Consider the following 23,387-nt stretch of genomic DNA (forward strand, 5'->3'; position numbering starts at 1 on the left):
GATCACACTCTGCGAGAAAGGCCTGCGGACCTGCGTGACGGGCCCGTAGGCTGAATGCCTCGTACTCCAGCGACGGGGTCGAGATCGCCTCCGCGGCGATCACTTCGGCGAGCGGACACCACCGTGAGTTCAACCGATTCGCCGGTGGTCCGGCGCGACATCCTGCCGATTCCCGACGTCGAGCACGTCGGGCTGACCACGTACGACGCCAAGGACCCGGACACCAGCTACCCGCCGATCAAGGACGTGCGCCCGCCTGAGGGCGCCCCCAACGTGCTCGTCATCCTCATCGACGACGTCGGGTTCGGCGCCAGCAGCGCGTTCGGCGGGCCGTGCCAGACGCCCAACTTCGAGAGACTGGCCGACGGGGGACTGCGGTACAACCGGTTCCACACGACGGCGCTGTGCTCACCGACCCGCCAGGCGCTGCTGACCGGTCGCAACCACCATTCGGTCGGCATGGGCAACATCACCGAGACGGCAACTGCCGCACCCGGATACACCTCGGTGCTGCCGAACACGAAGGCGCCGCTGGCGTTGACGCTGAAGCTCAACGGCTACGCGACGGCCCAGTTCGGCAAGTGCCACGAGGTGCCCGTGTGGCAGACCAGCCCGGCCGGTCCCTTCACCGCATGGCCGACCGGCGGTGGCGGCTTCGAATACTTCTACGGCTTCATCGGTGGTGAGAACAACCAGTGGGACCCGGCGCTGTACGAGGGCACGGTCCCGATCGAACCGCCGAAGACGGCTGCCGAGGGCTACCACCTGACCGAGGACCTGACCGACAAGGCGATCACCTGGGTGCGTCAGCAGAAGGCGTTGCTGCCGGACAAGCCCTTCTTCATGTACTTCGCCCCGGGTGCCACGCACGCGCCACACCACGTGCCGAAGGAATGGATCGAGAAGTATCGGGGCAAGTTCGCCCACGGCTGGGATCGTCAACGAGAGATCACCTTCGAGCGACAGAAGGAGCTCGGCGTCATTCCGCCGGACGCCGTGCTGACTCCGCGTGACGCGGAGATCCCGGCCTGGGACGACATGGATCCCGCGCTGAAGCCGGCGCTCGAGCGGCAGATGGAGGTGTACGCCGCCTTCATGGAGCACACCGATCACCACGTGGGCCGATTGCTCGACTCGCTGGGGCCGCTGCTCGACGACACGCTCGTCTACCTCATCGTCGGCGACAACGGGGCATCGGCGGAGGGCACGCTGCAGGGTGCCTTCAACGAGATGGCGAACTTCAATGGCATGGCCGACATCGAGACCCCCGAGTTCCTGGCGTCGAAGATCGACGAATTCGGTGGCGAGGGTTCCTACGGTCACTACGCGGTCGGCTGGGCGTGGGCGATGGATTCGCCGTATCAGTGGACCAAGCAGGTGGCGTCGCACTGGGGCGGAACTCGAAACGGCACGATCGTGCACTGGCCCAACGGAATCGAGGACAAGGGGGGACATCGCAACCAGTTCGCCCACGTCATAGACGTCGCGCCGACAGTGCTAGAGGCGGCTGGGATTCCCGCGCCGACGATGGTCAACGGTGTGATGCAGAGTCCCATCGAGGGGACGAGCATGTTGTACAGCTTCGCCGACGCCGACGCCCCGGAGCGCCATCAGACGCAGTACTTCGAGATGTTCTGCAACCGCGGCATCTACCACAAGGGGTGGAGCGCGGTCACCAAGCACCGCACGCCGTGGGCGATGGGTGGCGCGGTGATGCCGGCGTTCGACGACGACGTCTGGGAACTCTACGACGGCAACTCGGACTGGACGCAGGCGAATGACCTGTCGAAGGAGCACCCCGACAAGCTCCACGAGCTGCAGCGGCTGTGGCTCATCGAGGCGGTCAAGTACAACGTGCTCCCGCTCGACGACCGCCAGATTGAGCGGATCAACCCGGCAACGGCCGGCCGCCCGTCACTGATCAAGGGCAACAGTCAGATGCTCTTCGCCGGCATGGGCCGGCTGTCGGAGAACAGCGTGGTCGACATCAAGAACAAGTCGTTCGCCGTCACCTCGGAGGTGGACGTGCCTGCCGGCGGCGCCGACGGCGTGATCATCGCCCAGGGCGGCAGATTCGGCGGGTGGAGCCTCTATGCCAAGGATGGCCGGGCCAAGTTCCACTACAACGTGCTCGGCATCAAGTCCTTCGAGATCGTGGCGGTCGAGCCCATTCCCACCGGCACCAGCCAGGTGCGGATAGAGTTCGGCTACGACGGCGGCGGCATGGGCAGGGGCGGCGACGTCACGCTCTACTACGACGGCAGGGAAGTGGGCAGCGGCCGCGTCGAGCAGACCCAGGGCTTCATCTTCTCGGCCGACGAGACGACCGACGTCGGCTACGAGTCCGGTACCACCGTCAGCCCCGACTACACGCACCACACCAGCAGGTTCAGCGGCAGGATCGAATGGGTCCGAATCGATCTCGGCGAGGACGCCCGAGACGCCGACCACTACATCGACCCCGAGGAGCGCTTCCGGGTGGCCATGGCCAGGCAGTGATCAGCGGGCGCGCTGGTCGGTGACCGTCAGTAGTGGTAGCACGAACTGCTCGAGCATCGCTCGCTCCTCGTCGTCGTCGCGGCCGGGGAAGACGAGCAGGGAGATCATCACGCGGACGAGCCATCGTGCGCGGCTCTCGACGTCGTCGACGCCGAGCGACGCGAGGAACGACTCCGTCAGCGCCTTGATGACGTCCGAGCGTTCGGCCATCTCGCCGCCGATGGGCCGCTGCGTGCTCGCGAACCACGACGAGAGCGCCGGGCTCTCGCGCACGCTGCGCAGCGCGATCAGCACGCCCTCGAGGAGACGCTCGCGGGGATCGGCGATGCCCGAGATGCGCTGTGCCAGTTCACCAAACACCCGGTGGGTCTCCCGGTGCACGTAGGCGGTGTGCAGCGCGTCGCGGTTCTCGAAGTACCGGTACAGCGTGGCCCTCGAACATCCCGCGGCACTGGCGATCTGGTTCATGCCGACCGTCGCGGCGTCATGACGGACGAAGAGTCGTTCGGCCGCGTCGAGGATCTTCTCCGCCGCGACGTCGCCGCGCCGCTCGGACAGCCAGTCGCTCATGGTGTGGTGAACGGAACCGACAGTGGCCGCCGCACGTAACTGCCGCCCGCCCAGACGATTCGATCCTCGTCGACCTCGAAGGCGGGAATGCGGGTCAGCAGTTCCTCGAGTGCGACCCGGGACTGCATGCGGGCCGCGGCAGCGCCGAGGCAGTGGTGCGCGCCGTGACCGAAGGTCAGGATGTTGCGCGGTTTGCGCGTCACGTCGAGATCGGCGGCGTCGTCACCGTACTGGCGCTCGTCGCGGTTGGCCGAGCCGTAGAGGAACATCACGCGGCGACCCGCGGGGATCGTGGTGTCGCCGATGGTCACGTCGCGGGTGGCCGTGCGGCCGAGCATCTGCACCGGCGAGGTGAGCCGCAGGAATTCGTCGACGGCGTCGCCGATCAGCTCCGGGTGGCCGGCCAGCAGTGCGCGCTGATCGGGCCGCTGGTGCAGCAATTGCACTGTGCCGCCCAGCATCCCGGTCGTCGTGTCATTGCCGCCGGTCACCATCGTGAAGGTGAATGCGAGGATCGACAGCACGCCGGCGATGTCGCCGTCGGCGCCGACGCCCGCGGCGACCAGGTGTGAGACGGTGTCGTCCTCTGGTTCGGCGCGCCGGCGTTCGATCAGGGCAGTGAAGTAGGCCATCATGCCGCCCAGGGCATCGCCGAGGGTCGCCAGCGCGCCCCCGACGCCCCCTTCAGAGGTGTTGGCCGCCACGATGGCCTCGGTCCACCCGTCGAACTGGTCGCGGTCCTCCTCGGGCACGCCGAGATAGTGCGCCACCACCATCGACGGCAGCGGTTTGAACAGCTCGGCGACGATGTCGCCGCCGCCGTCGGTGCGCAGGCGTTCGATGCGCCGCACGACGAACTCGCGGACCTTGGGCTCGACGGCCTCGACCTGCCGTGGCGTGAATCCGCGGGACACCAGCTTGCGGAACTCGGTGTGCACTGGCGGGTCCTGCATGACCATCGGCGGGTTGTCGGCCAACCCGATGAGGTCGAGTTCGCCGTAGTTGACCGTCAGGCCTTGGGCGGACGAGAAGGTCTGGTGGTCGCGAGCCGCCGCGAAGACGTCGGCGTGCCGGGAGAGCACGTAGTAGTCGCGTTCTGGATCGTCGTCGGGCACGACGTGGTGGACGGGGTCGTGGTCGCGTAGTGCGCGGTACATGGGCCACGGGTCCGGCCACGTCGCGGGCGTCGCCAGGTGGAAGGCGGCAGACGCGCCGTGAGACAAATCCGTCGACATGTCTCATGACTACGACAACACGGGCGAGATGTCAATGGTTGGTCATGGCCCGCCCATCTGAAAAGCTGGTAAGGCTACCCTTAGTGCTGCGGACGAGGCCGTCGTCGAAGGCCCCGCCGCGGGGAGGAGGCACCCGATGGCACGCGGACTGCAAGGCGTGATGATGCGCGGCTTCGGAGCACGCGACCACGAGATGACGGTGCTCGGATCCGAACCGCTCGCGCCGAACTTCCTGCGGATCCATCTGGTCTCCCCGACGGTGTTCTCCGACGCCGAGGCCGAACCCACGTCGTGGCTGCGGTTCTGGTTCCCCGATCCCGACGGCTCCGACACGGAGTTCCAGCGGGCGTACACCATCTCCAGCGCCGACACCGAGACCGGTCACTTCTCCATCGACGTGGTGCTGCACGAACCGGCGGGGCCCGCGTCGGCCTGGGCGCGGCGAGCAGAGCCGGGAACGACGATCTCGGTGATGTCGATGGGGTCGAGGGGCTTCTCGGTCCCCGACGACCCCGTCGACCGGCCCGCCGGGTACCTGGTCATCGGCGACCCGGCATCGACGCCCGCGATCAACGGGATCATCGGCGCGGTACCCCACGACATCCCGATCGAGGTCTACCTCGAGCAGCACCACGACGACGACGCGCTCATCCCGCTCGCCGAACACCCCCGCCTCACCGTGCACCGCGTGCCCCGGCAGGGCCCGACGTCGCTCGCCGCGGCGATCGAGGCCAGGGACTGGTCGAACTGGCACGCTTGGGCCGGCCCAGAGGCGGGAGCGCTCAAGCACGTTCGGACGCGGTTGCGCGACGAGTTCGGCTTCCCCAAGCAGGAGATCCACGCCCAGGCGTATTGGACCGAGGGCCGCGCGATGGGCACCAAGCGCGGTGACGAGCAGCCCACCCCGGCGCCCGCGGCCGGATCCGCGCCGGCGCCCGCGGCAAAACCCGCCCCGGCACCGGCCGGGCCCGCCCGCGGGAGTTGGCGCGCGCAGGCGGCGGGCAGGCTGCTCGCACCGCTACGGACGCCGCTCGTGGTCTCCGGCCTCCTGCAGGCGCTGATCACGCTGATCGAACTCGCGCCGTTCGTCCTCCTCGTCGAACTGGCCCGGCTGCTGCTGACCGGTGCCGGTGAGGCCCGACTGTGGACGCTCGGCGTCACAGCGCTGGTGCTCCTGGGCGTCGGCACGACCCTGTCCGCCGGGCTGACGCTGTGGCTGCACCGCATCGACGCACGCTTCGCCCACGACCTGCGCGTCCGCCTGCTCACCAAGATGTCGCGAGTGCCGTTGGGCTGGTTCACCGCTCGCGGGTCGGGCTCGGTCAAGCAACTGGTGTCCGACGACACCCTGTCGCTGCACTACCTCGTCACCCACGCCATCCCGGACGCGGTCGCCGCGGTCGTCGCGCCGGTGGCCGTGCTGGTCTACCTATTCGTCGTCGACTGGCGGATCGCGCTGGCGCTGCTCGGGCCGGTGCTGGTGTACCTGGTGCTGATGTCGGCGATGACCATCCAATCCGGCAACCGCATCACCCAGGCGCCGCGCTGGGCGGAGCGGATGAACGGCGAGGCAGGCGCCTATCTCGAAGGCCAGCCCGTCGTGCGGGTGTTCGGTGGCGCCGCGGCGTCGAGCTTCCGTCGCAGACTCGACGACTACATCGCGTTCCTGGTGGCGTGGCAGCGTCCGTTCGTCGGCAAGAAGACGCTGATGGATCTAGTGACCCGGCCCGCGACGTTCCTCTGGCTCATCATGGTCGTCGGTACGCCCCTGGTGGTCGCGGGCCGGATGGACCCGGTCGACCTGCTGCCGTTCTTGTTGCTGGGCACCACGTTCGGGGCCCGTCTACTCGGCATCGGCTACGGCCTCGGCGGAATCCAGGGCGGGATGCTGGCCGCCCGGCGCGTGCAGACGGTGCTCGACGAACAGGAACTGGCCGTGGGAGCCGATGGCGATTCGGGCGGGTCGGCAGGCGGCGGGACGGTCGAGTTCGACCGCGTCACGTTCGGCTACCGGCCCGAGGTCCCGGTGATCGACGACGTCACGCTGACGCTGCGCCCGGGCACGGTGACCGCGCTCGTCGGCCCCTCCGGATCGGGCAAGTCCACGCTTGCGGCCCTGGCCGCACGGTTCCACGACGTGCAGCGCGGAGCGATCCGCGTCGACGGCAGGGACGTGCGCAACCTGTCGGCCGACGACCTGTATCGCAGTGTCGGATTCGTGCTGCAGGACGCGCAATTGGTGCACGGCACGGTGGCGGAGAACATCGCGCTCGCCGAGCCCGGCGCCGATGCCGAACGCATCGAGAGGGCAGCCCGCGACGCCAGGATCCACGACCGGATCATGCGCATGCCCGACGGTTACGACACCGTGCTCGGGGCAGCCTCGGGTCTGTCCGGCGGCGAACGACAGCGCCTCACCATCGCCCGGGCGATGCTCGCCGACACCCCGGTGCTGATCCTCGACGAGGCAACGGCATTCGCCGACCCGGAATCGGAATACCTGGTCCAGCAGGCGCTCAACCGGCTCACCCGGGACCGCACGGTGTTGGTGATCGCCCACCGATTGCACACCATCACCCACGCCGACCAGATCGTCGTACTCGACCACGGCAGGGTTGCCGAGATCGGCACCCACGACGAACTCATCGCCAAGGGCGGTCGCTATCGTGCCCTGTGGGAATCCGGCCGACCCGTCGCGGCGGGCGCCGGGCGGGAGGCGGGCCGATGATCCGCACCCTGCTGGGACTGATGCCGACCGACCGCAGGGGCAGGGTCGGCGGCTACGCCACGCTGGCAGTCCTGTCGGTCCTCCTGCGCGCCGCGGGCACCGTCCTGCTGGTGCCACTGGTCGCCGCGCTGTTCAGCGACGCGCCGCAGCGCGCCTGGACGTGGTTCGGCTGGCTCTCGGCCGTCACCGTGATCGGTTGGATCGTCGACTACGTCACCGCCCGAACGGCCTTCGACCTCGGCTTCGCGGTCCTCGACAGCACGCAGCACGACATGGCCGACCGACTGCCGAACATTCGACTGGACTGGCTCACCAACGACAACACCGCGACGACGCGGCAGGCAATAGCCGCCACCGGCCCCGAACTCGTCGGCTTGGTCGTGAATCTGCTGACCCCGCTCATCGGCGCCGTGCTGCTGCCCGCCGCGATCGCCGTTGCCCTGCTCGCGATCTCGCCAACACTCGGCTTGGCCGCGTTGGCCGGTGTGGTGGTCCTGCTGGGTGCGCTGTGGCTGTCTGGACGGCTCAGCCGCAAGGCCGACCAGGTCGCCGCCGAGACCAACACGGCGTTCACCGAACGCATCATCGAGTTCGCCCGCACCCAGCAGGCGTTGCGCGCCGCCCGTCGCGTCGAACCCGCACGCAGTTCCGTCGGCGCGGCGCTCGAGGCGCAGCACGGCGCGACCCTGCGCCTGCTCGGCATGCAGATCCCGGGCCAGCTGCTATTCAGTCTCGCCAGTCAGGCGGCGCTGATCGGCCTCGCGGGCATGACGACACTTCTGACGGTGCGCGGCGAGCTTGGCGTGCCGGAGGCCATCGCGCTGATCGTGGTGATCGCGCGCTATCTCGAACCGTTCGCCGCGCTCGGTGAACTGGCGCCCGCCCTGGAGTCGACGCGCGCCACGCTCGGCCGGATCCAGACCGTGCTCGACGCGCCGACGTTGTCCGCCGGTGTCGCGACGGCCGCCGACCCGGCCGCACCGCCCCGCATCGAGTTCGAGGGCGTCACCTTCGGCTACGGCGGCGAGGTGGTCCTCGACCGGGTGAGCTTCGTGCTCGAGCCCGGTGCGACCACCGCGATCGTCGGGCCCTCCGGGTCGGGCAAGAGCACGGTGCTCGCGCTGATCGCCGGTCTGCACCAGCCCACCAGCGGCCGGGTGCTGTTCGACGGCGTCGACCTGGCGCTGCTCGACGACGCCGCCCGCCGGGCCGCAGTGAGCGTCGTGTTCCAGCACCCGTACCTGTTCGACGGCAGCATCCGGGACAACGTGCTCGTCGGCGATCCCGGCGCCGATGCGGAGACCGTGGCTGGTGCGATGCGACTGGCCCGGGTCGACGAATTGACCGGCCAGCTGCCCGATGGCGATCAGACCGTGGTGGGGGAGGCGGGCTCGGCGCTGTCCGGTGGTGAGCGTCAACGGGTCAGCATCGCCCGCGCTCTGCTCAAGCCGGCGCCGGTGCTCCTGGTCGACGAGGCCACGAGCGCACTGGACACCGAGAACGAGGCGGCGGTGGTCGAGGCCCTGACCGCCGACCTGCGCCCACGAACCCGGGTGATCGTCGCGCACCGGCTCGCGAGCATCCGGCACGCCGATCGCGTGCTGTTCCTCGAGGCCGGGCGCGTCGTCGAGGACGGCAGCATCGACGCGCTGCTCGCCGAAGACGGCCCGCACCACCGCTTCCGGGAGTTCTGGACCCAGCAGCGCGACGCCGCCGACTGGCAGATCGCCGCGCGCGGGTAGCGGCGGAAAGGGCTAGAGCCCGGCGCCGGGGTTGAGGATGTCGTCGGGGTCGAGCGCGACCTTGATGCGGCGGTTCAGTTCCATCGCCTCGGGGCCGAGGTACCCGGCCAGCCACGGCCGCTTCAACCGGCCGACGCCGTGCTCGCCGGTGATGGTGCCGCCCAAACCGACTGCCAGGTCCATGATCTCGCCGAATGCCGTATGCGCGCGTTCGGTCATCGCGGCGTCGGACGGGTCGAACACGATCAGCGGGTGGGTGTTGCCGTCGCCGGCGTGGGCGATCACCGAGATCATCAGCCCGTGCTGCTCGGCAAGTTTCTCGACGCCACTGACCAGGTCGGCCAGTGCGGGCAGCGGCACGCCGACGTCTTCGAGCAGGAGCGAGCCCTTTGCCTCGACCGCGGGGATCGCGTAGCGACGGGCCGCCACGAACGCCTCGCCCTCGTCGGGGTCGGCGGTGGTGAACACCTCCGTTGCGCCGTGCTCGGTGAACACCGACGCCATGTACTCGGTGTCCTCGACGCCTGCGGGTCCGCGATCGTCGGAGGCGGCGACCATCATCGCCGCGGCGTTGCGGTCCAGACCCATCTTGAGCTTGTCCTCGACCGCGTTGATCGCGACGGCGTCCATGAACTCGAGCATCGACGGGCGGATGCGTCCGGTGATCTCGACGACGGCGTCCGCGGCGGCGGCGACGGAGTCGAACGACGCCACGACCGTGCATCCGCGGTGTTGGGCGGGAAGCAGTTTCAGCGTCGCCTCGGTGACGATGCCGAGCGTGCCCTCGCTGCCGACGAACAGCTTCACCAGGCTCAACCCGGCGACGTCCTTCAAGCGGGGACCGCCCAGGCGGACCGCCGTGCCATCGGCCAGCACCACCTGCACGCCAAGCACGTAGTCGGTCGTCACGCCGTACTTCACGCAGCACAGCCCGCCCGCGTTCGTGGCGATGTTCCCGCCGATGCTGCAGATCTCGTAGGACGACGGGTCCGGTGGGTACCACAGGCCGTACTCGGCGACAGCCTTCTTGACCTCGGCGTTGAACAGCCCCGGCTGCGTGACGGCGGTCCGGGTCACGGGGTCGATGGCGATGTCGCGCATCAGTTCCGTCGACAGCACCAGGCCACCGTCGAGTGCCGTCGCGCCGCCCGACAGCCCGGTCCCGGCGCCACGGGGGACCACGGGCACGTGGTGCGCCGTCGCCCACCGCATGACGGTCTGCACCTCCTCGGTGCGACGGGGTCGCACGACCGCCAGCGGTGTCCCCGCGTCGGGGTCGGCGGCGCGATCCTGGCGGTAGGACCCCAGGATGTCGGGGTCGGTGACGACGGTGCCCTGGGGCAGTTCGGCGATCAAGGCGCTCAGCGCTGAGTCCATCACCCGATCGTAGGCGTCATGCCGAGAGCGCCGCGTCGAACTGCACACCGTCGACGAAGGTGTCCTTGCGTGCCACCTTCCAGTCCGCGGTGACGGTGACCAGGTCGAGGCAAACGCACCGCGCGGGCCGGCCGGATGGCGCGGTGCAGGTCAGCGTCCAGTCGAGAACCCAGTGGCGCGGACCGAACTCGGTGCGGTGCACCTCGAATCCGAAGTCCGGCAGCGCGGCGAACATCCCGGCGAACGCCTCGCGCAGGGCGGTCCGGCCGGTGATCGCCTCCCGGCCGTGGTGCAGCCAGAACGTGGTCTGCTCGGCGTGCAGCGCGACGATGGCGTCGGGGTCGCGGGCAGCCCACGCTTCGACGTAGCGGTCGTAGAGTCCGGCGAGCGACGTCGGGGGCCCCATCAAAGCGCTCATCGGTGCTGTCTCCTCTTCGCGCAAGCGCTCATCGGACCGCGAACACGCGATAGTGCACCTCCGACAACGACACCTGATTGATCGCGACCGTGTGCACGGCATTGATCCAGCGGTACCGCTCGTCGTCGGTGTCGAACAGCGGGCTGGATCGGGCGACCATCTCGTCGTGGCGGATCAGTTCGCCCGCGGCGTACCGCGCTGCCGCCTCCGGTCCCATGTGGACGCGACCGGTGTTCGTGATGTGGACGTATGCGCCGTCGTCGGTGCGCAGTGTGCCCCGCACGTCGAGCCGGGCGACGCGGTCGGTGCCGAACAGGATCCAGTCACCGCCGCCGGGCAGGATGTCGCCTGCGATGCGCGGGCCCTCGCACCGCCCATGCCGCACGACGTAGGTGAAGCGGGTGCCCACCGGTGTCTCGAAGATCTGCACCGGGTCGAAGGCGATCCGGATGTCGAGCAGGTGCTCGAGGGTGGGGCTGGCGTCGATGTCGACGAGACTGGTTGTCATGGCTGACCTTTCAGAGAGGGCGGATGGCGGACGTCAGCGATGGTGCGAGGCGGGCGGGGTCGAGTACGTCGATCCGGGGGTCGGTGACGTCGATGCGCCGCAGCATCAGCCGGGCGATGGCGTCGTCGGAGCCCGCGATGCGGCACTCGCGGGCGGCGCCTGCACCGCGCCGCCACCGCGAGCCGGTCCAGGTGATCGACATCGCCGCCGAGGGTGCCGCGAGGGAGAGGGTGACGGCGTCGCTCTCCAGCGGCTGGGCCTGCATCAGCAGGTACAGCTCACCGAAGCCGAAGAGGGCGGCGACGGTGGCGCTCGAGAGCAGCGGCTGCCGGCTGCCTGCGGCGATCGCGAGATCGTCGGTGTGGACGCCGAATTCGATGATCAGGCAGCGCAGCGCGTCGGCCACGGGATAGCGGCCGAACGGCAGTGGGACGACGATGCTCGGGTCCGACGGCAGGGTGCGGACGGCGCCCGAGAGATGGTCCGCTGCGCTGCGGATGACCGCGGGTAGGGCGACGGAGCCGTCGAGGTCGAGGTCGGCAGGGGGAACGGTCGAGCCGACCCGCGCGCGGTGGAACGCCTCGGCGTCCCGGAACAGGCCGGCGGCCACGTGTGCCGCGAGGTCGGCGATGGTCCATTCGGTGCACGGCGTCGGCGCGGCGAGCTGATCCAGAGTCAGTTGGCCGAGGAGATCGGCGAAGGCGAGCGCCTGCGAGATGGCGGCGCCGGCGAGCGTGGTGAGTGCCATACGCGACGCTAACTCGTGCTACTTGGAAAAAACAAGTAGTCGGTTGGATAATCCAATCAGGCGCTAACATCGGGGCGTGGCCTCCCGTTCCTATGGTCAGCACTGTGCCGTCGCGAAGAGCCTCGACCTCGTCGGCGACCGCTGGACGCTGCTCGTCGTCCGGGAGCTGCTCGACGGGCCCCGCCGCTACGGCGACCTGCTGACCGCGCTCACGCCGATCGCCACCGACATGCTGGCGAGCCGACTGCGCGATCTCGAGGCCAACGGCCTGGTGTGCAAGCGCGCGATGCCCCGACCCGCGACCGGTGCCACCTACGAACTCACCGACGACGGACACGCGCTCGAGGACGTCGTGCACGCCTACGCCCGGTGGGGACGCCACCTGATGAGCCGCCGGGCGGCCAGCGACGTCGTCCGACCCGAATGGCTGGTGCGCGCGGTGCGGGCCTACGTGCGCGACGACCGCGGCGGGCGCCCGGTCACCTTCCGGCTCGACATGCCCGAGGGCAGCGTGACGATCCGCATCGACGCCGACGGTGTCGACACCGTCGACGACGACGAACCGGTCGACGTCACCCTCAGCGGGCACGCCGAAACCCTGGCCACGGCAATGGATCCGGCGCAGGTGGCCGATCTGGTGGCGGCCGGGCGGCTGCGGGTCGATGGCGACCCCGACGCCACCCGCAGGCTGGCGTCGATGTTCGCGCCGCCGAGGCGCAGGGCGGGTTAGGCCCGGTCGAGTTCGCGCAGCGCAGGCAGGAACAGCGCCGCGAGACCCAGCACCAGCATCGGGATCGACAGGGCCAGGAACGTCACGTGCAGCCCCGCGGTGTCGGCGAGCGGGCCGGCGACGATCAGGCCCAGCGGACCGGCCGCGTAGGCCAACGAGCCCATCACGCCGACCACCCGGCCGCGCAGGTGCGGCGGCGCCTGGGTCTGCATGACGTAGTTGTAGATCGGCGCGATCGGGCCGTAGACCAGACCGACGATCGCCGAGAGCACCAGGATCACCGGCAGCGGCGGCAGGAACGCGATCACCGTCATCGCCACGCCGAGCACGAGCAGCGCGACGAGCATGACCGTCCGCCGCGCGGTGTACTTGGACAGCACGGCGTAGCCCAGCGCGCCGATGACACCGCCAATGGCGAGTGACATCAACACCCAACCCAGCTGTGCGGGCTGGTCCTTGTCGGTGAAGTACTTCGGGAACAGCACGCTCTCCATCGGCATGTACAGACCCGTCGCGGTCAGGTCGACGACGGCCAGCGTGCGCAGGACGCGGTTGTGCCACACGAACTTCAGGCCCTCGACGATGCCTGCCCATACCTGCGGCAGCTCGTCGCGGTTGGGCGTGCCTGCACCCTCCAGTCGCAGCACGGCGATCGCCGCGATCGACAGCACGAACGCGCCTGCGGTCACCCACATCGTGTCGATGCCACCCACGGTGGCGATCAGCAGACCGCCGATGCCTGGGCCGACGATGTAGGACAGGTTGAAGATGGCCTCGTACGCGCTGTTCGACCGGTCGAGCGTCCAGCCCGCCCGCTGCGCTGCCTCGGGCAGCATCGTCTCGCGCGCCGTCATCCCGGCGGGGTCGAAGAACGCCCCGAGCGCGGCCAGCCCGGCGAGCACCGCCACGTTGATCGCGTCGACGCCGAAGACCAGTGCGATCACCGGCACTGCAGCGACCGACAGCGCGGACAGCAGGTCGGAGATCATCGACACCACGCGCCTGCCGAGGTAGTCGACTGCCGCGCCCGCGATCAGCGTCGCGACCAGCAGCGGCAGCGTGCCCGCCATCGCCACGATCGAGGCTTCGACCGCAGAACCGTTGCGCTGCAACACCAGCCACGGGAATGCCACCAGCGAGATGCCGTTGCCCGCTCCGGCGGTGAGCGCTGCGAAGAAGATCAGGTACAGCGGCCCGTACTTGGTTTTGATCATGGGGTATCGCCGGTGAATGTAGCAGCGGGGGAGTCCCGGTAGCGATCGGTTTTCCCGCCGCGGGCACAGTGGTGGTGTGCTGTTGCCCCACCCCCGCACGGGCGAGATGTTCGCCTCGCCCGTTCCCCCAGGCGCCGGCTGGCCGGGGGACCCTGCCCGGCCCGACACGCGCGTGGCGAAGAGCCCTGCGGGCGTGCGGGCGTTGGCGAAGCGGATGACCGACGTGGCCGACGTCGACGCCGCGGTAAGCGTCTGCCGCGCCTGTCCACGGCTGGTCAGGTGGCGCGAGGACGTCGCACTCACCAAGCGCCGCTCGTACGCGACCGAGCCGTACTGGGGCCGTCCGGCGCCCGGGTTCGGTTCGGCAACGCCGTCGGTCCTGCTGCTCGGTCTGGCCCCGGCCGCGCACGGCGCCAACCGGACCGGCCGGGTGTTCACCGGCGACCGCAGCGGCGACTTCCTATTCGCGGCAATGCACCGCGCAGGCCTGGCGACGTCCGGGGTGAGCGTCGACGCCGCCGATGGCCTCGAACTCGTCGACACCCGGGTGGTCGCGGCCGTGCGGTGCGCGCCGCCGGACAACGCGCCGCTGCCCGAGGAGCGCGCAGCCTGTGCGCCGTGGCTGGACGCCGAGTGGCGCCTGATCGCGCCGACCGTGCGGGTGATCGTCGTGCTGGGCGGCTTCGCCTGGCGCGGGGCGCTCGACATGCTGCGCACCGCGGGCGTCGCGGTGCCCAGCCCGCTGCCGAAGTTCGGCCACCTCGCGGCCGCGCGCATCGGTGACGTCACGCTGCTCGGCTGCTACCACCCCAGCCAGCAGAACACCTTCACCGGTCGACTGACCCCGGCGATGCTCGACGAGGTGTTCGTCACCGCCAAGACCCTCGCCCTCGGGTGATTCGTGCACGCCGAGGCGCGCTGACCGCGCCCGAGCGTGCACGAATCGCACGAGGTGGGGAACGGACCGGCCGCCGGGCGCGTTGAACCACAAATGCGACTCTCGGTACTCGACCTCGTTCCCGTCCGCAGCGACCAGACCACGTCGGACGCCCTGGCCGCCACCGTCGGCGTGGCGAAGAAGGCCGACGACCTCGGCTTCACCCGCTACTGGCTGGCCGAACACCACAACATGCCCGCCGTCGCGGCCACCAGCCCGCCGGTGCTGATCGCCTACCTGGCTGCGCAGACGGCCCGCATCCGGCTCGGCTCGGGCGGCGTGATGCTGCCCAATCACGCACCGCTCGCGGTTGCCGAGCAGTTCGCGCTGCTGGAGGCTGCCGCGCCGGGGCGCATCGATCTGGGGATCGGCCGCGCGCCGGGCAGCGACCCCGTCACCTCGATGATGCTGCGCGGTCCCGCGGGCCGCAGCGACGAGGACATCCAGAAGTTCCCGCAGTACCTCGACGACGTGACCGCGCTGATGGGCGCACACGGCGTCGGCGTGACGATGCAGGGCCGCAACCTGATGGACCAGAACTACGTGCTCAAGGCGACGCCCGCGGCCACCAGCGAGCCGCGGCTGTGGCTGCTGGGCTCGTCGCTGTACTCGGCGCACCTGGCCGCCGCCAAGGGCCTGCCGTACGTGTTCGCCCACCACTTCGCGGGGCAGGGCACCGAGGAGGCGCTCGCCGTCTACCGCGAGGAGTTCCGCCCCAGCGAGAACCTCGAGCAGCCCACCACGTTCATGACGGTCAACGCCTCGGTCGCGGCCACCCGCGAAGAGGCCGAGGACCTGATGCTGCCGAACCTGCACATGATGGCGCTGCTGCGCACCGGTCAGCCGCTGCGCGCTCTCGACCTCGTCGAGGACGCCCGCGAGATCGGGCTGACGCCGCAGCAGCGGGCCGTGGTCGAATCGGGCCGTCGGCAGGCGATCGTCGGCAACCCCGCCGACGCGGCCGAGCGGGTGCGCGGCATCGCCGAGCACTTCGGCGTCGACGAGGTCATGGTCAACCCGGTGGCCTCGGCCTACCGCGGCGTCGACCCGGCCACCGCGCCTGCCCGTGAGGACACGCTCGAACTGCTCGCCAAGGAACTGTTCTAGCCCTCAGCTCGGCGTCAGCGCGATGATCGGAATGGTCCGGCTCGTCCGCTTCTGATAGGCCTCGTAGCGGTGAGAGTTGTTCTCGTTGACGACCTTCCACAGCCGCGCGTAGTCCGGATCGTCGTCGCTGATGATTCGCGCCGCGGCGGGCATGCGCTTGGAGCCGACGTTGATCTCCACCTGCGGGTCGGCTTTGACGTTGAAGTACCAGCCCGGCGCCTTCCGGTCGCCGCCGTTCGAGGCGACGACGAGGTACGCGTCGCCGTCGCGGGCGTAGCTCAGCGTGTTGGTGCGTGCGATCCCGGTCTTGGCCCCGACGGTGTGCAGCAGCAGCGACGGTGGCGCGCCGGGGATGCGGTGGCCGATCCTGCCGTCGGTCTTGCGGTAGATCGCGTCGTGCACGCGCAGCAGCGGAATGCCGAGGTAGCGCTCCCACAGGGGCATGTCAGTCATGCCCGCCAGTGTGGCAGGCGCGCCGTCAGTCCGGCAGTCCCGCGAGTGCGTCGCGCAGGATGCGGCCGGTCTCTTCGCGGTCGGGGTCGCGCCGCACCACCAGGCCCTTGGCGAAGGACAGCTTGTCGCCGCTGTGCCGGGGCGCCACGTGCAGGTGGATGTGGAACACGCTCTGGAACGCGGCCTTGCCGTCGTTGATGGCGATGTTGTTGCCGTCGGCCTTCAGCTCCGACGCCCGGGCGGCGAGCCCGATGCGCTGACCGATGCGGACCAGGCCGGCGATTGTCTCGGCCGGTGTGTCGGTCAGGTCGACGGTGTGGCGCTTGGGCACCACCAGCGTGTGCCCGCGCACGATCGGACGGATGTCGAGGATGGCGAGGTAGTCGTCGTCCTCGTAGACCCTGATGCCGGGCGCCTCGCCGGAGACGATGGCGCAGAACACGCATGACATCCCGCCACCGTAGCGAGTGGGGTCAGACGTTCTGCTCCGCCCACGCGGCGAGCCTGCGGTCGCGCTCGGCGGCGTCGACCTCCTCGACGCGCGTCATGACGGCCCAGCGCTGCCCGAACGGGTCGACGATCGAGGCGAACCGGTCGCCGGTGACGAACGTCTGGATGGGTTCGCGCACCGTCGCGCCTGCAGCCTGGGCCTTCTCGACGACCGCGTCGGCGTCGGCGCAGTACAGCACGATCGAGTGGGTCACCGTCTCGGTGCGTGGGACGGCGGCAAGACCGTACTCGGGGTTCGGGTCCGACAGTTGCAGACGGCCATGGGCGAACTCGAGTTCCGCGTGCGCCACCCTGCCGTTCGAGCCGTCCATCTTCTCGAGCACCGTCGCGCCGAACACCGAGACGTAGAACTCGATGGCCTCGGCTGCGCCGTCGACGACGAGGAACGGGGTGAGGCTGGTGTAGCCCTGGGGAATCGGTGCGACGTTCATGCCGCGAGCCTGCCGCAGGCCCGGGGGCGTGGGCTTGGAAAAACGCGTCACACGCGGACGTGCTACCGTGTCTGTAACGATCCTTACAGACAGGAATGCCGTGGCAGTGTCGAGGACCAGGCGTCAGCAGCAGGGGGAGAGTTCACGCGAACTCATCCTCGACGCCACTGAGCGGCTGATGGCCACCCGTGGCTATGCCGCCACGTCCATCAGCGACATCCGCTCCGCCTGCGGGCTGCCCGCCAGTTCCATCTATTGGCACTTCGGCTCGAAGGAAGGCGTCCTGGCCGCGGTGATGGAACGCGGTGCCGACCGGTTCTTCGCCGCGATCCCCGGCCACGGCACAGACGGGCCGGGTCCGACCGACGTGGCAGCGCAACTCGCCGTCACGGCAGGGCTTCTCGCCCAGCACCCCGACTTCCTTCGGTTGTTCTTCGTGCTCTCGCTCGAACGCAGCGACGACCCAGCTGTCACCGCGGTCGTGCGCCGCGTGCGCGACACCGCCATCGCGGGGTTCCGCGCCGTCATCGCCTCGGTGATGCCCAGTGATGCCCCACCGGACCGGGCCGACGAGGTGGTCGACGAACTCACGGCGCTGGCAGTAGCGCTGTCGGACGGCGTGTTCTTCGCCGATCACCTCGAACCCAATTCGACCGACGTCGACCGGATGTACCGGCGGCTGTTCCAAGCCGTCACCGCACTCATCCCGATCCTGCTGGAGGAACGATGAACGACCGCACCGTGATCATCACCGGCGCCAACGCGGGGCTGGGCCTCGAGTGTGCGCGCAGCATCCTGGAGCGCGACGAATCGTGGCACGTCGTCCTCGCGGTGCGCGACCCGCGCCGCGGCGAGGCGGCGGTCACCGAACTCGGTGCAACTCAACGGTGCACGGTGATGCGGTGCGATCTCGGCTCGCTGGCCTCGGTCGGGGAGTTCGTCGAGGCGTTCGCCGCCGCTGGCCTGCCACCTCTGCACGCCGTCGTGTGCAATGCCGGTCTGCAGGTCGTGGACGGCACCCAACGCACGGCCGACGGCGTCGAGATGACGTTCGGCGTCAACCATCTCGGGCACTTCGCGCTGGTTCGCGGCCTGCTCGAGCACCTCGAGGCGCCAGCCCGCATCGTCGTCGTGAGCAGCGGGACCCACGACCCGGCGAAGTTCACCGGCATGCCGAAGCCGGTGTACACCTCCGCCGAGGACCTGGCGCACCCATCCACTCCCGGCGAGGGACGCCGCCTCTACACGACGTCGAAGCTGTGCAACGTGCTCTTCGCCTACGAGCTGGACCGCCGGCTCGAACAGGGCGCCCGAGGAATCACGGTCACCGCCTTCGATCCCGGTCTCATGCCGGGGTCCGGGCTCGCGCGCGAGTACGGGCCGCTGTTGAAGTTCGTCTGGGACTACGTCTTTCCGGTGTTGCGCGTGCTGCCCAACGTGAACAGCGCCCGCGGATCGGGTCGGCGTCTGGCTGCGCTCGCCGTCGACACGTCGTTCGAGGGCGTCACCGGCGCCTACTTCGAGGGCGCCAAGGCCATCCGCTCGTCGGAGGACTCCTACGACGCCACCAAGGCCCTGGATCTGTGGACCACCAGCGAGCAGCTGGTCGGCTCGTAGGCTCGGTGGGTGCCTGCCGAACCCACCGCCGCCCCGCAGCTCGGCGTCGTGGGGCGTGCGGCCACCGCGTCGACGTTCGACCTCGACCGCTGGGCGCCGTCCGACGAGGCGGCGCGGTGGGTCGAGCACTTCTGGTCGGTCACGTGGGACCGCACAGGCGGCGAGCCATTCGAGAGCATGGTCATCACCTTTCCGAGCATGCATCTCACCCACGAGTGGGGGACCGACGGCACCCGGCACGGCCACCGGCTGCCCGCCACGCTGATCCACGGCGTCGTGGACACGGTGTTCACCACGACGCTGACCGGGCGCGGCGCCGTCGTGGGCGTGCGGTTCCGGCCGGGTGGGTTCGCCGCCCGCTTCGACCGTGATGCCGCCACGTATACCGGCCGGACGGTGCGTCTCGACGACGAGATCTTCGGCAACGCACTAGGTCTCGCCGACGACCGCGATGCGGCTGCAGCAGCGCTCGACGAGGCGATCGCCCGTCACCACCCGGTGCCCGATCCGACCTACGACGCACTCACCGGGCTGATGAACCGGATGCGCGACGACGGCGGACTGCACCGCGTCGAACAGGTCATGGCGGTCTCGCCGTGGAGTGCGCGCACCACCCAGCGGGTGTTCCGCCGCTACGTGGGCGTGCCGGTGAAGTGGGTGCTGTGCCGCTACCGGTTGCAGCAGGCGGCGCTGGCGATCGAGACCGACCCGGCGCTCGACTTCGCCGACCTTGCCGTCGGCCACGGCTGGTACGACCAGGCGCACTTCATCAACGACTTCCGGTCGATGCTCGGCTGCACTCCCGGCGAGTACGCCGCGCGGCACCGCTAGCGGACGCCGAGCGTGCTCTGGATGTCGGGCAGCATCTGCTGCAACTGCTGACCCCAGTACGGCCACGAGTGGGTGCCGTTGGGCGGGAAGTTGAACGTGCCGTTGGCGCCACCCGCGGCGAGGTAGGCGTTCTGGTAGTCGCGATTCGACCCGAGGGTGAAGCTCTCGAGGAACTGCTGCGGCAGGCCCGCCACTGCACCCGGCAGATCGCTGGGCGTGCCGTTGCCGCAGTACACCCAGATGCGGGCGCCGGTGGCCACCAGCTTCGCGACGTTCACGGTCGGGTCGTTGCGCGCCCACGCCGGATCGCTGGGCGGACCCCACATGGCGTCGGCCTTGAAGCCGCCTGCGTCGTTCATCGCCAGGCCGACGAGCGTCGGCCAGAACCCGTCGGAGAGGTGCAGGAAGCCCGACAGCGATGCGGCGAACCGGAACTGGTCGGGGTAGTAGGTCGCGAGGTTCAGTGCGGTGCCGCCGCTCATCGACAGGCCGACGACGGCGTTGCCGGTCCGCGAGACGCCGCGGTTGGCTTCGAGCCAGGCGGGAAGTTCCTGGGTCAGGAACGTCTCCCACCGGTAGGTCTGGGTGGTGCCGTTGCCGACGGCCGGCTGGTACCAGTCGACGTAGAAGCTCGACATGCCGCCGACCGGCATCACGGTCGACAGGCCCGAGTCGAGGAACCACTCGAACGCGGGGGTCTCGATGTCCCAGCCGCTGTTGTCGTCGCGCGCCCGCAGGCCGTCGAGCAGGTACACCGCGTGCGGGCCACCGCCCTGGAATTCGACGCGGATGTTGCGGCCCATCGCCGCCGACGGCACGTCGAGGTACTCGACCGGAAGACCGGGGCGCGAGAACGCCTGCGCAGGTGCCGGACTCGTGATGCCGACGAGTCCGGCCGTGACGACGAACGCCAGGCCGATGCCCAGCATTTTCTTGACGAGGCTGGTTATGAATCCGTTTTACTCGCCGAGGCCGATCGACGGAACCCCTCGGCACTACCAAGGTGCTGTCAGGCCAGCCCCCGCCACTGCGCGAGCTTGGCGTCGAACGCCATGGTCGCCGCCGGGCTGCTCGACGGGACGCGTACGGCGGGCACGTCCACCCGTACGTGACGTTCGAACAACTCCAGCGCGGCCGACCCGTTGACGACGATCCGGTCGATGCCGGGGTGGTCGGCCAGCAGCGCCCCAATGTCGTTGACCACGGCCGTATTTCGATCGATGCGGGCGTCGAGACTGCCGGCCCGGCGGCAGCTGTGCAACACGTCCCACAGCGCCACGCCGTGCTCGGTGGCGGCCGCGATCCTGGCGTCGTACGGCGCCTCGGCGTCGAAGCCGAGCACCGCGCCGAGCAGTCGCCAGAACTGGTTGCGCGGGTTGGCGTAGTAGCGACCCGTCGCCAACGACTGCTCGCTGGGGAACGAGCCGAGCACCAGCACTCGGGGATGCGGCCCGACGATGGGCGGCAACCCCACGCGCATCGGCTCCGGGGAGTCCGTCATCTCACGAGGGTAGATGAGCCAGGATGTCGGGCATGGCACTCTTTGGCGGCTCCGACGACGACCTTCAGCGCCGGGTCGACGCACTCGAGCAGCGCGTCGTGGCGCTCGAACGCGCGCTCTCCCATGCCGGCATCGACCGCACGGTGCCGACGCCGGCGGGGGAGTTCCACGACGGGTGGATCAGCGCCGAGGTCCGGGCGCTCGTCACCGCGGGCAAGAAGCTGGAGGCCATCAAGCTGCTGCGCGAGCAGACCGGCATCGGGCTCAAGGAGGCGAAGGACGCCGTCGACCGCCTCTGAACGTGCGATTTCGGCGCGCTCACCCGCGCTGATCGCGGACGAGCGCGCCGAAATCACCTGGTCAGCTGAGGTGGTGGACCTCCTGCAACCCGTAGACGGGTGTGGGGATGCCCTCGTGGCGAGCCTTCAGCTGCAGCGCGAGGTACAGCGAGTAGTGCCGGGACTGGTGCAGGTTGCCGCCGTGGAACCACAGGTTTTCCTGCTGGGTCGGCTTCCACATGTTGCGCTGCTCGCCCTCCCAGGGGCCGGGGTCCTTCGTGGTGCCAGACCCCAGGCCCCAGACCTTGCCGACCTTGTCGGCGACGTCCTGGCCGATGAGGTCGGCGGCCCAGCCGTTCATCGAGCCGTAGCCGGTGGCGTAGACGACGACGTCGGCGGGCAGCACCGTGCCGTCGGCGAGCACCACGGCGTCCTCGGTGAGGTGGTCGACCTGGCCGTGGGCGAGCTTGATGGTGCCGTCGGCGATCAGGTCGGAGGCGCCGACGTCGATGTAGTAGCCCGACCCGCGGCGCAGGTACTTCATGAACAGGCCCGACCCGTCGTCACCCCAGTCGAGGTCGAAGCCGGCGGCGGTCAGCCGGTCGTAGAAGTCCTTGTCCCGCTCGCGGATCGCGTCGTAGATCGGGGTCTGGAACTCGTGCATGATCCGGTACGGCAGCGACGCGAACGTCAGATCGGCCTTCTCGGTGGTCATGCCCGACTCGACGGCGCGTTCGGAGTAGAGGTCGCCGAGGCCGAGTTCCATCAGCGAGTCGGACTTCACGATGTGCGTCGAGGACCGTTGCACCATCGTGGTGTCGATGCCGTTCTCCACCAACGCCTTGCAGATGTCGTGCGCCGAGTTGTTGGAGCCGATGACCACGGCGCGCTTGCCGACGTAGCCGTCCGGCCCGGGGTGCGCGCTGGAGTGGTGCTGATCGCCGCGGAAGACGTCCTGGCCGGGAAGCGTTGGGACGTTGGGCTTGCCCGACATGCCGGTGGCCAGCACGAGGTGCTCGGGTCGCAGGGTCACGCGTTCGCCGTCGCGGTCGACCTCGACGGTCCAGCGCTTCTCGGCCTCGTCATAGGACGCCGACAGGCACGACGTCTTCGACCAGTACGGCACCTCCATGACGCGGGTGTAGAACTCGAGCCAGTCGCCGATCTTGTCCTTGGGCGCGAACACCGGCCAGTTCTGCGGGAACGGCAGGTACGGCAGGTGGTCGTACCAGACCGGGTCGTGTAGGCACAGCGACTTGTAGCGGTTGCGCCACTGGTCGCCGGGCCGTTCGTGGCGGTCGAGGACGATCGCGGGCACGCCGAGTTGCCGCAGTCGCGCACCGAGCGCGATGCCACCCTGACCGCCACCCACTACGACGACGTAGGGCTGGTCGGTATAGCCCAGTGCGGCGAGTTCGTCCTCGCGCTTCTGTGCCCACGACCGGGTGTCCTCGTCGCTGCCGTGCACCGCGCCGAGCACGCGGGAGGCGCCCTTGCGTTCCTCGTGCCCCTTGAGTTCCTGGAGCGCGGTGAGGAAGGTCCACGCCTGATCACCCTTGAGCCGCAGGTGTCCGGTGCCGCGGCCGACGGCGGTGTCGAACTCGATGAACGCCGAGGTAATGCCGTCGCCGTCGTCGCTGGCGGGTTCGCGGGTGCGGAAGTTCGTCGCGTCGGTCGCGGCAGCGCGCTCGCCGATGAGGTCCGCAATCGCATCGCGGCCCTCGACGGTCTTGAGGTTCCAGGTGAAGGACACCAGGTCACGCCAGTACGAGTCGAGGGCGAACTTGGCCGCGGCACGTTCGACGTCGCGCGACGCCAGGGCCAGCTCGAAGTCGCGCAGCCAGGCGTCGATGCGCTCCTGCGCCGTGAGGTCGGTGGTGGTCTCGAGCGTTGATGTCATGTGAGCCAGGACACACCGTGGGAGCCAACCTCCACAAGGGCTGCAACCCCCTG

Annotated in this window: 23 protein-coding genes; 10 read left to right on the plus strand and 13 right to left on the minus strand. The window is 69.6% G+C overall.

The window, feature by feature from the left end:
* The first annotated feature begins 54 nt into the window (after window positions 1-54).
* Complete coding sequence (locus G6N61_RS27325) at window positions 55-2,499, plus strand: arylsulfatase (protein ID WP_163923851.1); 2,445 nt, start codon at window positions 55-57, stop codon at window positions 2,497-2,499.
* On the opposite strand, the gene G6N61_RS27330 is transcribed toward G6N61_RS27325, so the two are convergent.
* Both G6N61_RS27330 and G6N61_RS27335 read right to left on the minus strand, forming a co-directional pair.
* Window positions 2,500-3,069 carry a TetR/AcrR family transcriptional regulator gene (locus G6N61_RS27330; RefSeq protein WP_163923853.1) on the minus strand — a complete coding sequence of 190 codons (570 nt, stop codon included), beginning with the start codon at window positions 3,067-3,069 and terminating at the stop codon, window positions 2,500-2,502.
* Window positions 3,066-4,304 (minus strand): cytochrome P450, encoded by a 1,239-nt coding sequence (locus G6N61_RS27335; RefSeq protein ID WP_163923855.1) that lies wholly within the window; start codon window positions 4,302-4,304, stop codon window positions 3,066-3,068. Before G6N61_RS27335 ends, G6N61_RS27330 begins: the two co-directional genes overlap by 4 nt.
* A 136-nt stretch (window positions 4,305-4,440) precedes the next feature.
* Here G6N61_RS27335 and G6N61_RS27340 point away from each other — a divergent pair, with 136 nt between their 5' ends.
* Both G6N61_RS27340 and G6N61_RS27345 read left to right on the plus strand, forming a co-directional pair.
* Window positions 4,441-7,032 (plus strand): ABC transporter ATP-binding protein/permease, encoded by a 2,592-nt coding sequence (locus G6N61_RS27340; protein WP_163923857.1) that lies wholly within the window; start codon window positions 4,441-4,443, stop codon window positions 7,030-7,032.
* Window positions 7,029-8,774, plus strand: coding sequence for an ABC transporter ATP-binding protein (locus tag G6N61_RS27345; protein WP_163923859.1), 1,746 nt, complete (start codon window positions 7,029-7,031; stop codon window positions 8,772-8,774). The genes G6N61_RS27340 and G6N61_RS27345 overlap by 4 nt, the downstream gene beginning before the upstream one ends.
* A 12-nt stretch (window positions 8,775-8,786) precedes the next feature.
* Here the strand turns inward: G6N61_RS27345 and G6N61_RS27350 are convergent, their stop codons facing one another.
* The 4 genes from G6N61_RS27350 to G6N61_RS27365 are packed head-to-tail and all read right to left on the minus strand — an operon-like array spanning window position 8,787 to window position 11,825.
* Window positions 8,787-10,151, minus strand: coding sequence for an FAD-binding oxidoreductase (locus G6N61_RS27350; protein WP_163923861.1), 1,365 nt, complete (start codon window positions 10,149-10,151; stop codon window positions 8,787-8,789).
* A 16-nt stretch (window positions 10,152-10,167) separates the two neighbouring features.
* Window positions 10,168-10,569 carry a nuclear transport factor 2 family protein gene (locus tag G6N61_RS27355; protein ID WP_179973533.1) on the minus strand — a complete coding sequence of 134 codons (402 nt, stop codon included), beginning with the start codon at window positions 10,567-10,569 and terminating at the stop codon, window positions 10,168-10,170.
* 28 nt (window positions 10,570-10,597) lie between these two features.
* The gene (locus G6N61_RS27360; protein WP_163923862.1) at window positions 10,598-11,077 is read right to left on the minus strand and encodes a DUF3237 domain-containing protein; all 480 of its coding nucleotides are present in this window, start codon (window positions 11,075-11,077) and stop codon (window positions 10,598-10,600) included.
* A 10-nt stretch (window positions 11,078-11,087) separates the two neighbouring features.
* On the minus strand, window positions 11,088-11,825 hold the full coding sequence (locus G6N61_RS27365) for a maleylpyruvate isomerase family mycothiol-dependent enzyme (protein ID WP_163923864.1): 738 nt from the start codon (window positions 11,823-11,825) through the stop codon (window positions 11,088-11,090).
* A 76-nt stretch (window positions 11,826-11,901) separates the two neighbouring features.
* On the opposite strand from G6N61_RS27365, the gene G6N61_RS27370 reads away from it, so the two are divergent.
* Complete coding sequence (locus tag G6N61_RS27370) at window positions 11,902-12,555, plus strand: HxlR-like winged helix-turn-helix transcriptional regulator (protein WP_163923866.1); 654 nt, start codon at window positions 11,902-11,904, stop codon at window positions 12,553-12,555.
* Here the strand turns inward: G6N61_RS27370 and G6N61_RS27375 are convergent.
* Window positions 12,552-13,769 carry a multidrug efflux MFS transporter Tap gene (locus tag G6N61_RS27375; protein ID WP_163923869.1) on the minus strand — a complete coding sequence of 406 codons (1,218 nt, stop codon included), beginning with the start codon at window positions 13,767-13,769 and terminating at the stop codon, window positions 12,552-12,554. The genes G6N61_RS27370 and G6N61_RS27375 overlap by 4 nt on opposite strands.
* 76 nt (window positions 13,770-13,845) lie before the next feature.
* Here G6N61_RS27375 and G6N61_RS27380 point away from each other — a divergent pair, with 76 nt between their 5' ends.
* The gene (locus G6N61_RS27380; protein WP_163923871.1) at window positions 13,846-14,667 is read left to right on the plus strand and encodes a uracil-DNA glycosylase; all 822 of its coding nucleotides are present in this window, start codon (window positions 13,846-13,848) and stop codon (window positions 14,665-14,667) included.
* A gap of 93 nt (window positions 14,668-14,760) precedes the next feature.
* Window positions 14,761-15,813: an LLM class flavin-dependent oxidoreductase gene (locus G6N61_RS27385; RefSeq protein ID WP_163923873.1), complete on the plus strand. Its 1,053-nt coding sequence runs from the start codon at window positions 14,761-14,763 to the stop codon at window positions 15,811-15,813.
* Window positions 15,814-15,816: 3 nt separating this feature from the next.
* Here G6N61_RS27385 and G6N61_RS27390 read toward each other — a convergent pair whose 3' ends face one another.
* Genes G6N61_RS27390 through G6N61_RS27400 form a run of 3 tightly spaced genes read right to left on the minus strand, consistent with a single transcriptional unit; the run spans window position 15,817 to window position 17,207 of the window.
* Window positions 15,817-16,266 (minus strand): nitroreductase family deazaflavin-dependent oxidoreductase, encoded by a 450-nt coding sequence (locus tag G6N61_RS27390; RefSeq protein ID WP_235887326.1) that lies wholly within the window; start codon window positions 16,264-16,266, stop codon window positions 15,817-15,819.
* A gap of 25 nt (window positions 16,267-16,291) precedes the next feature.
* Window positions 16,292-16,717 (minus strand): HIT family protein, encoded by a 426-nt coding sequence (locus tag G6N61_RS27395; RefSeq protein WP_163923876.1) that lies wholly within the window; start codon window positions 16,715-16,717, stop codon window positions 16,292-16,294.
* A 22-nt stretch (window positions 16,718-16,739) separates the two neighbouring features.
* On the minus strand, window positions 16,740-17,207 hold the full coding sequence (locus G6N61_RS27400) for a VOC family protein (protein WP_163923879.1): 468 nt from the start codon (window positions 17,205-17,207) through the stop codon (window positions 16,740-16,742).
* A 100-nt stretch (window positions 17,208-17,307) separates the two neighbouring features.
* Between G6N61_RS27400 and G6N61_RS27405 the strand changes: the two genes are divergently transcribed.
* The 3 genes from G6N61_RS27405 to G6N61_RS27415 are packed head-to-tail and all read left to right on the plus strand — an operon-like array spanning window position 17,308 to window position 19,655.
* Window positions 17,308-17,937, plus strand: coding sequence for a TetR/AcrR family transcriptional regulator (locus G6N61_RS27405; RefSeq protein WP_407666326.1), 630 nt, complete (start codon window positions 17,308-17,310; stop codon window positions 17,935-17,937).
* On the plus strand, window positions 17,934-18,824 hold the full coding sequence (locus tag G6N61_RS27410) for an SDR family NAD(P)-dependent oxidoreductase (RefSeq protein ID WP_163923885.1): 891 nt from the start codon (window positions 17,934-17,936) through the stop codon (window positions 18,822-18,824). Before G6N61_RS27405 ends, G6N61_RS27410 begins: the two co-directional genes overlap by 4 nt.
* Window positions 18,825-18,833: 9 nt before the next feature.
* Window positions 18,834-19,655 carry an AraC family transcriptional regulator gene (locus tag G6N61_RS27415; RefSeq protein ID WP_163923887.1) on the plus strand — a complete coding sequence of 274 codons (822 nt, stop codon included), beginning with the start codon at window positions 18,834-18,836 and terminating at the stop codon, window positions 19,653-19,655.
* On the opposite strand, the gene G6N61_RS27420 is transcribed toward G6N61_RS27415, so the two are convergent.
* Both G6N61_RS27420 and G6N61_RS27425 read right to left on the minus strand, forming a co-directional pair.
* A complete protein-coding gene (locus G6N61_RS27420) occupies window positions 19,652-20,584 on the minus strand; it encodes an alpha/beta hydrolase (protein ID WP_163923890.1) in 933 nt (310 codons plus the stop codon). The two genes, G6N61_RS27415 and G6N61_RS27420, sit on opposite strands and share 4 nt — an antisense overlap.
* Before the next feature lie 80 nt (window positions 20,585-20,664).
* Complete coding sequence (locus tag G6N61_RS27425) at window positions 20,665-21,156, minus strand: DNA-deoxyinosine glycosylase (RefSeq protein WP_163923893.1); 492 nt, start codon at window positions 21,154-21,156, stop codon at window positions 20,665-20,667.
* 32 nt (window positions 21,157-21,188) lie between these two features.
* On the opposite strand from G6N61_RS27425, the gene G6N61_RS27430 reads away from it, so the two are divergent.
* Window positions 21,189-21,455, plus strand: coding sequence for a ribosomal protein L7/L12 (locus G6N61_RS27430; RefSeq protein WP_163923896.1), 267 nt, complete (start codon window positions 21,189-21,191; stop codon window positions 21,453-21,455).
* A gap of 61 nt (window positions 21,456-21,516) precedes the next feature.
* Here the strand turns inward: G6N61_RS27430 and G6N61_RS27435 are convergent, their stop codons facing one another.
* Window positions 21,517-23,334, minus strand: coding sequence for a flavin-containing monooxygenase (locus G6N61_RS27435; RefSeq protein ID WP_163923899.1), 1,818 nt, complete (start codon window positions 23,332-23,334; stop codon window positions 21,517-21,519).
* Window positions 23,335-23,387: the final 53 nt, after the last annotated feature.

Source organism: Mycolicibacterium arabiense, from assembly GCF_010731815.2.
In the GTDB taxonomy this organism is placed as follows: Bacteria; Actinomycetota; Actinomycetes; order Mycobacteriales; family Mycobacteriaceae; genus Mycobacterium; species Mycobacterium arabiense.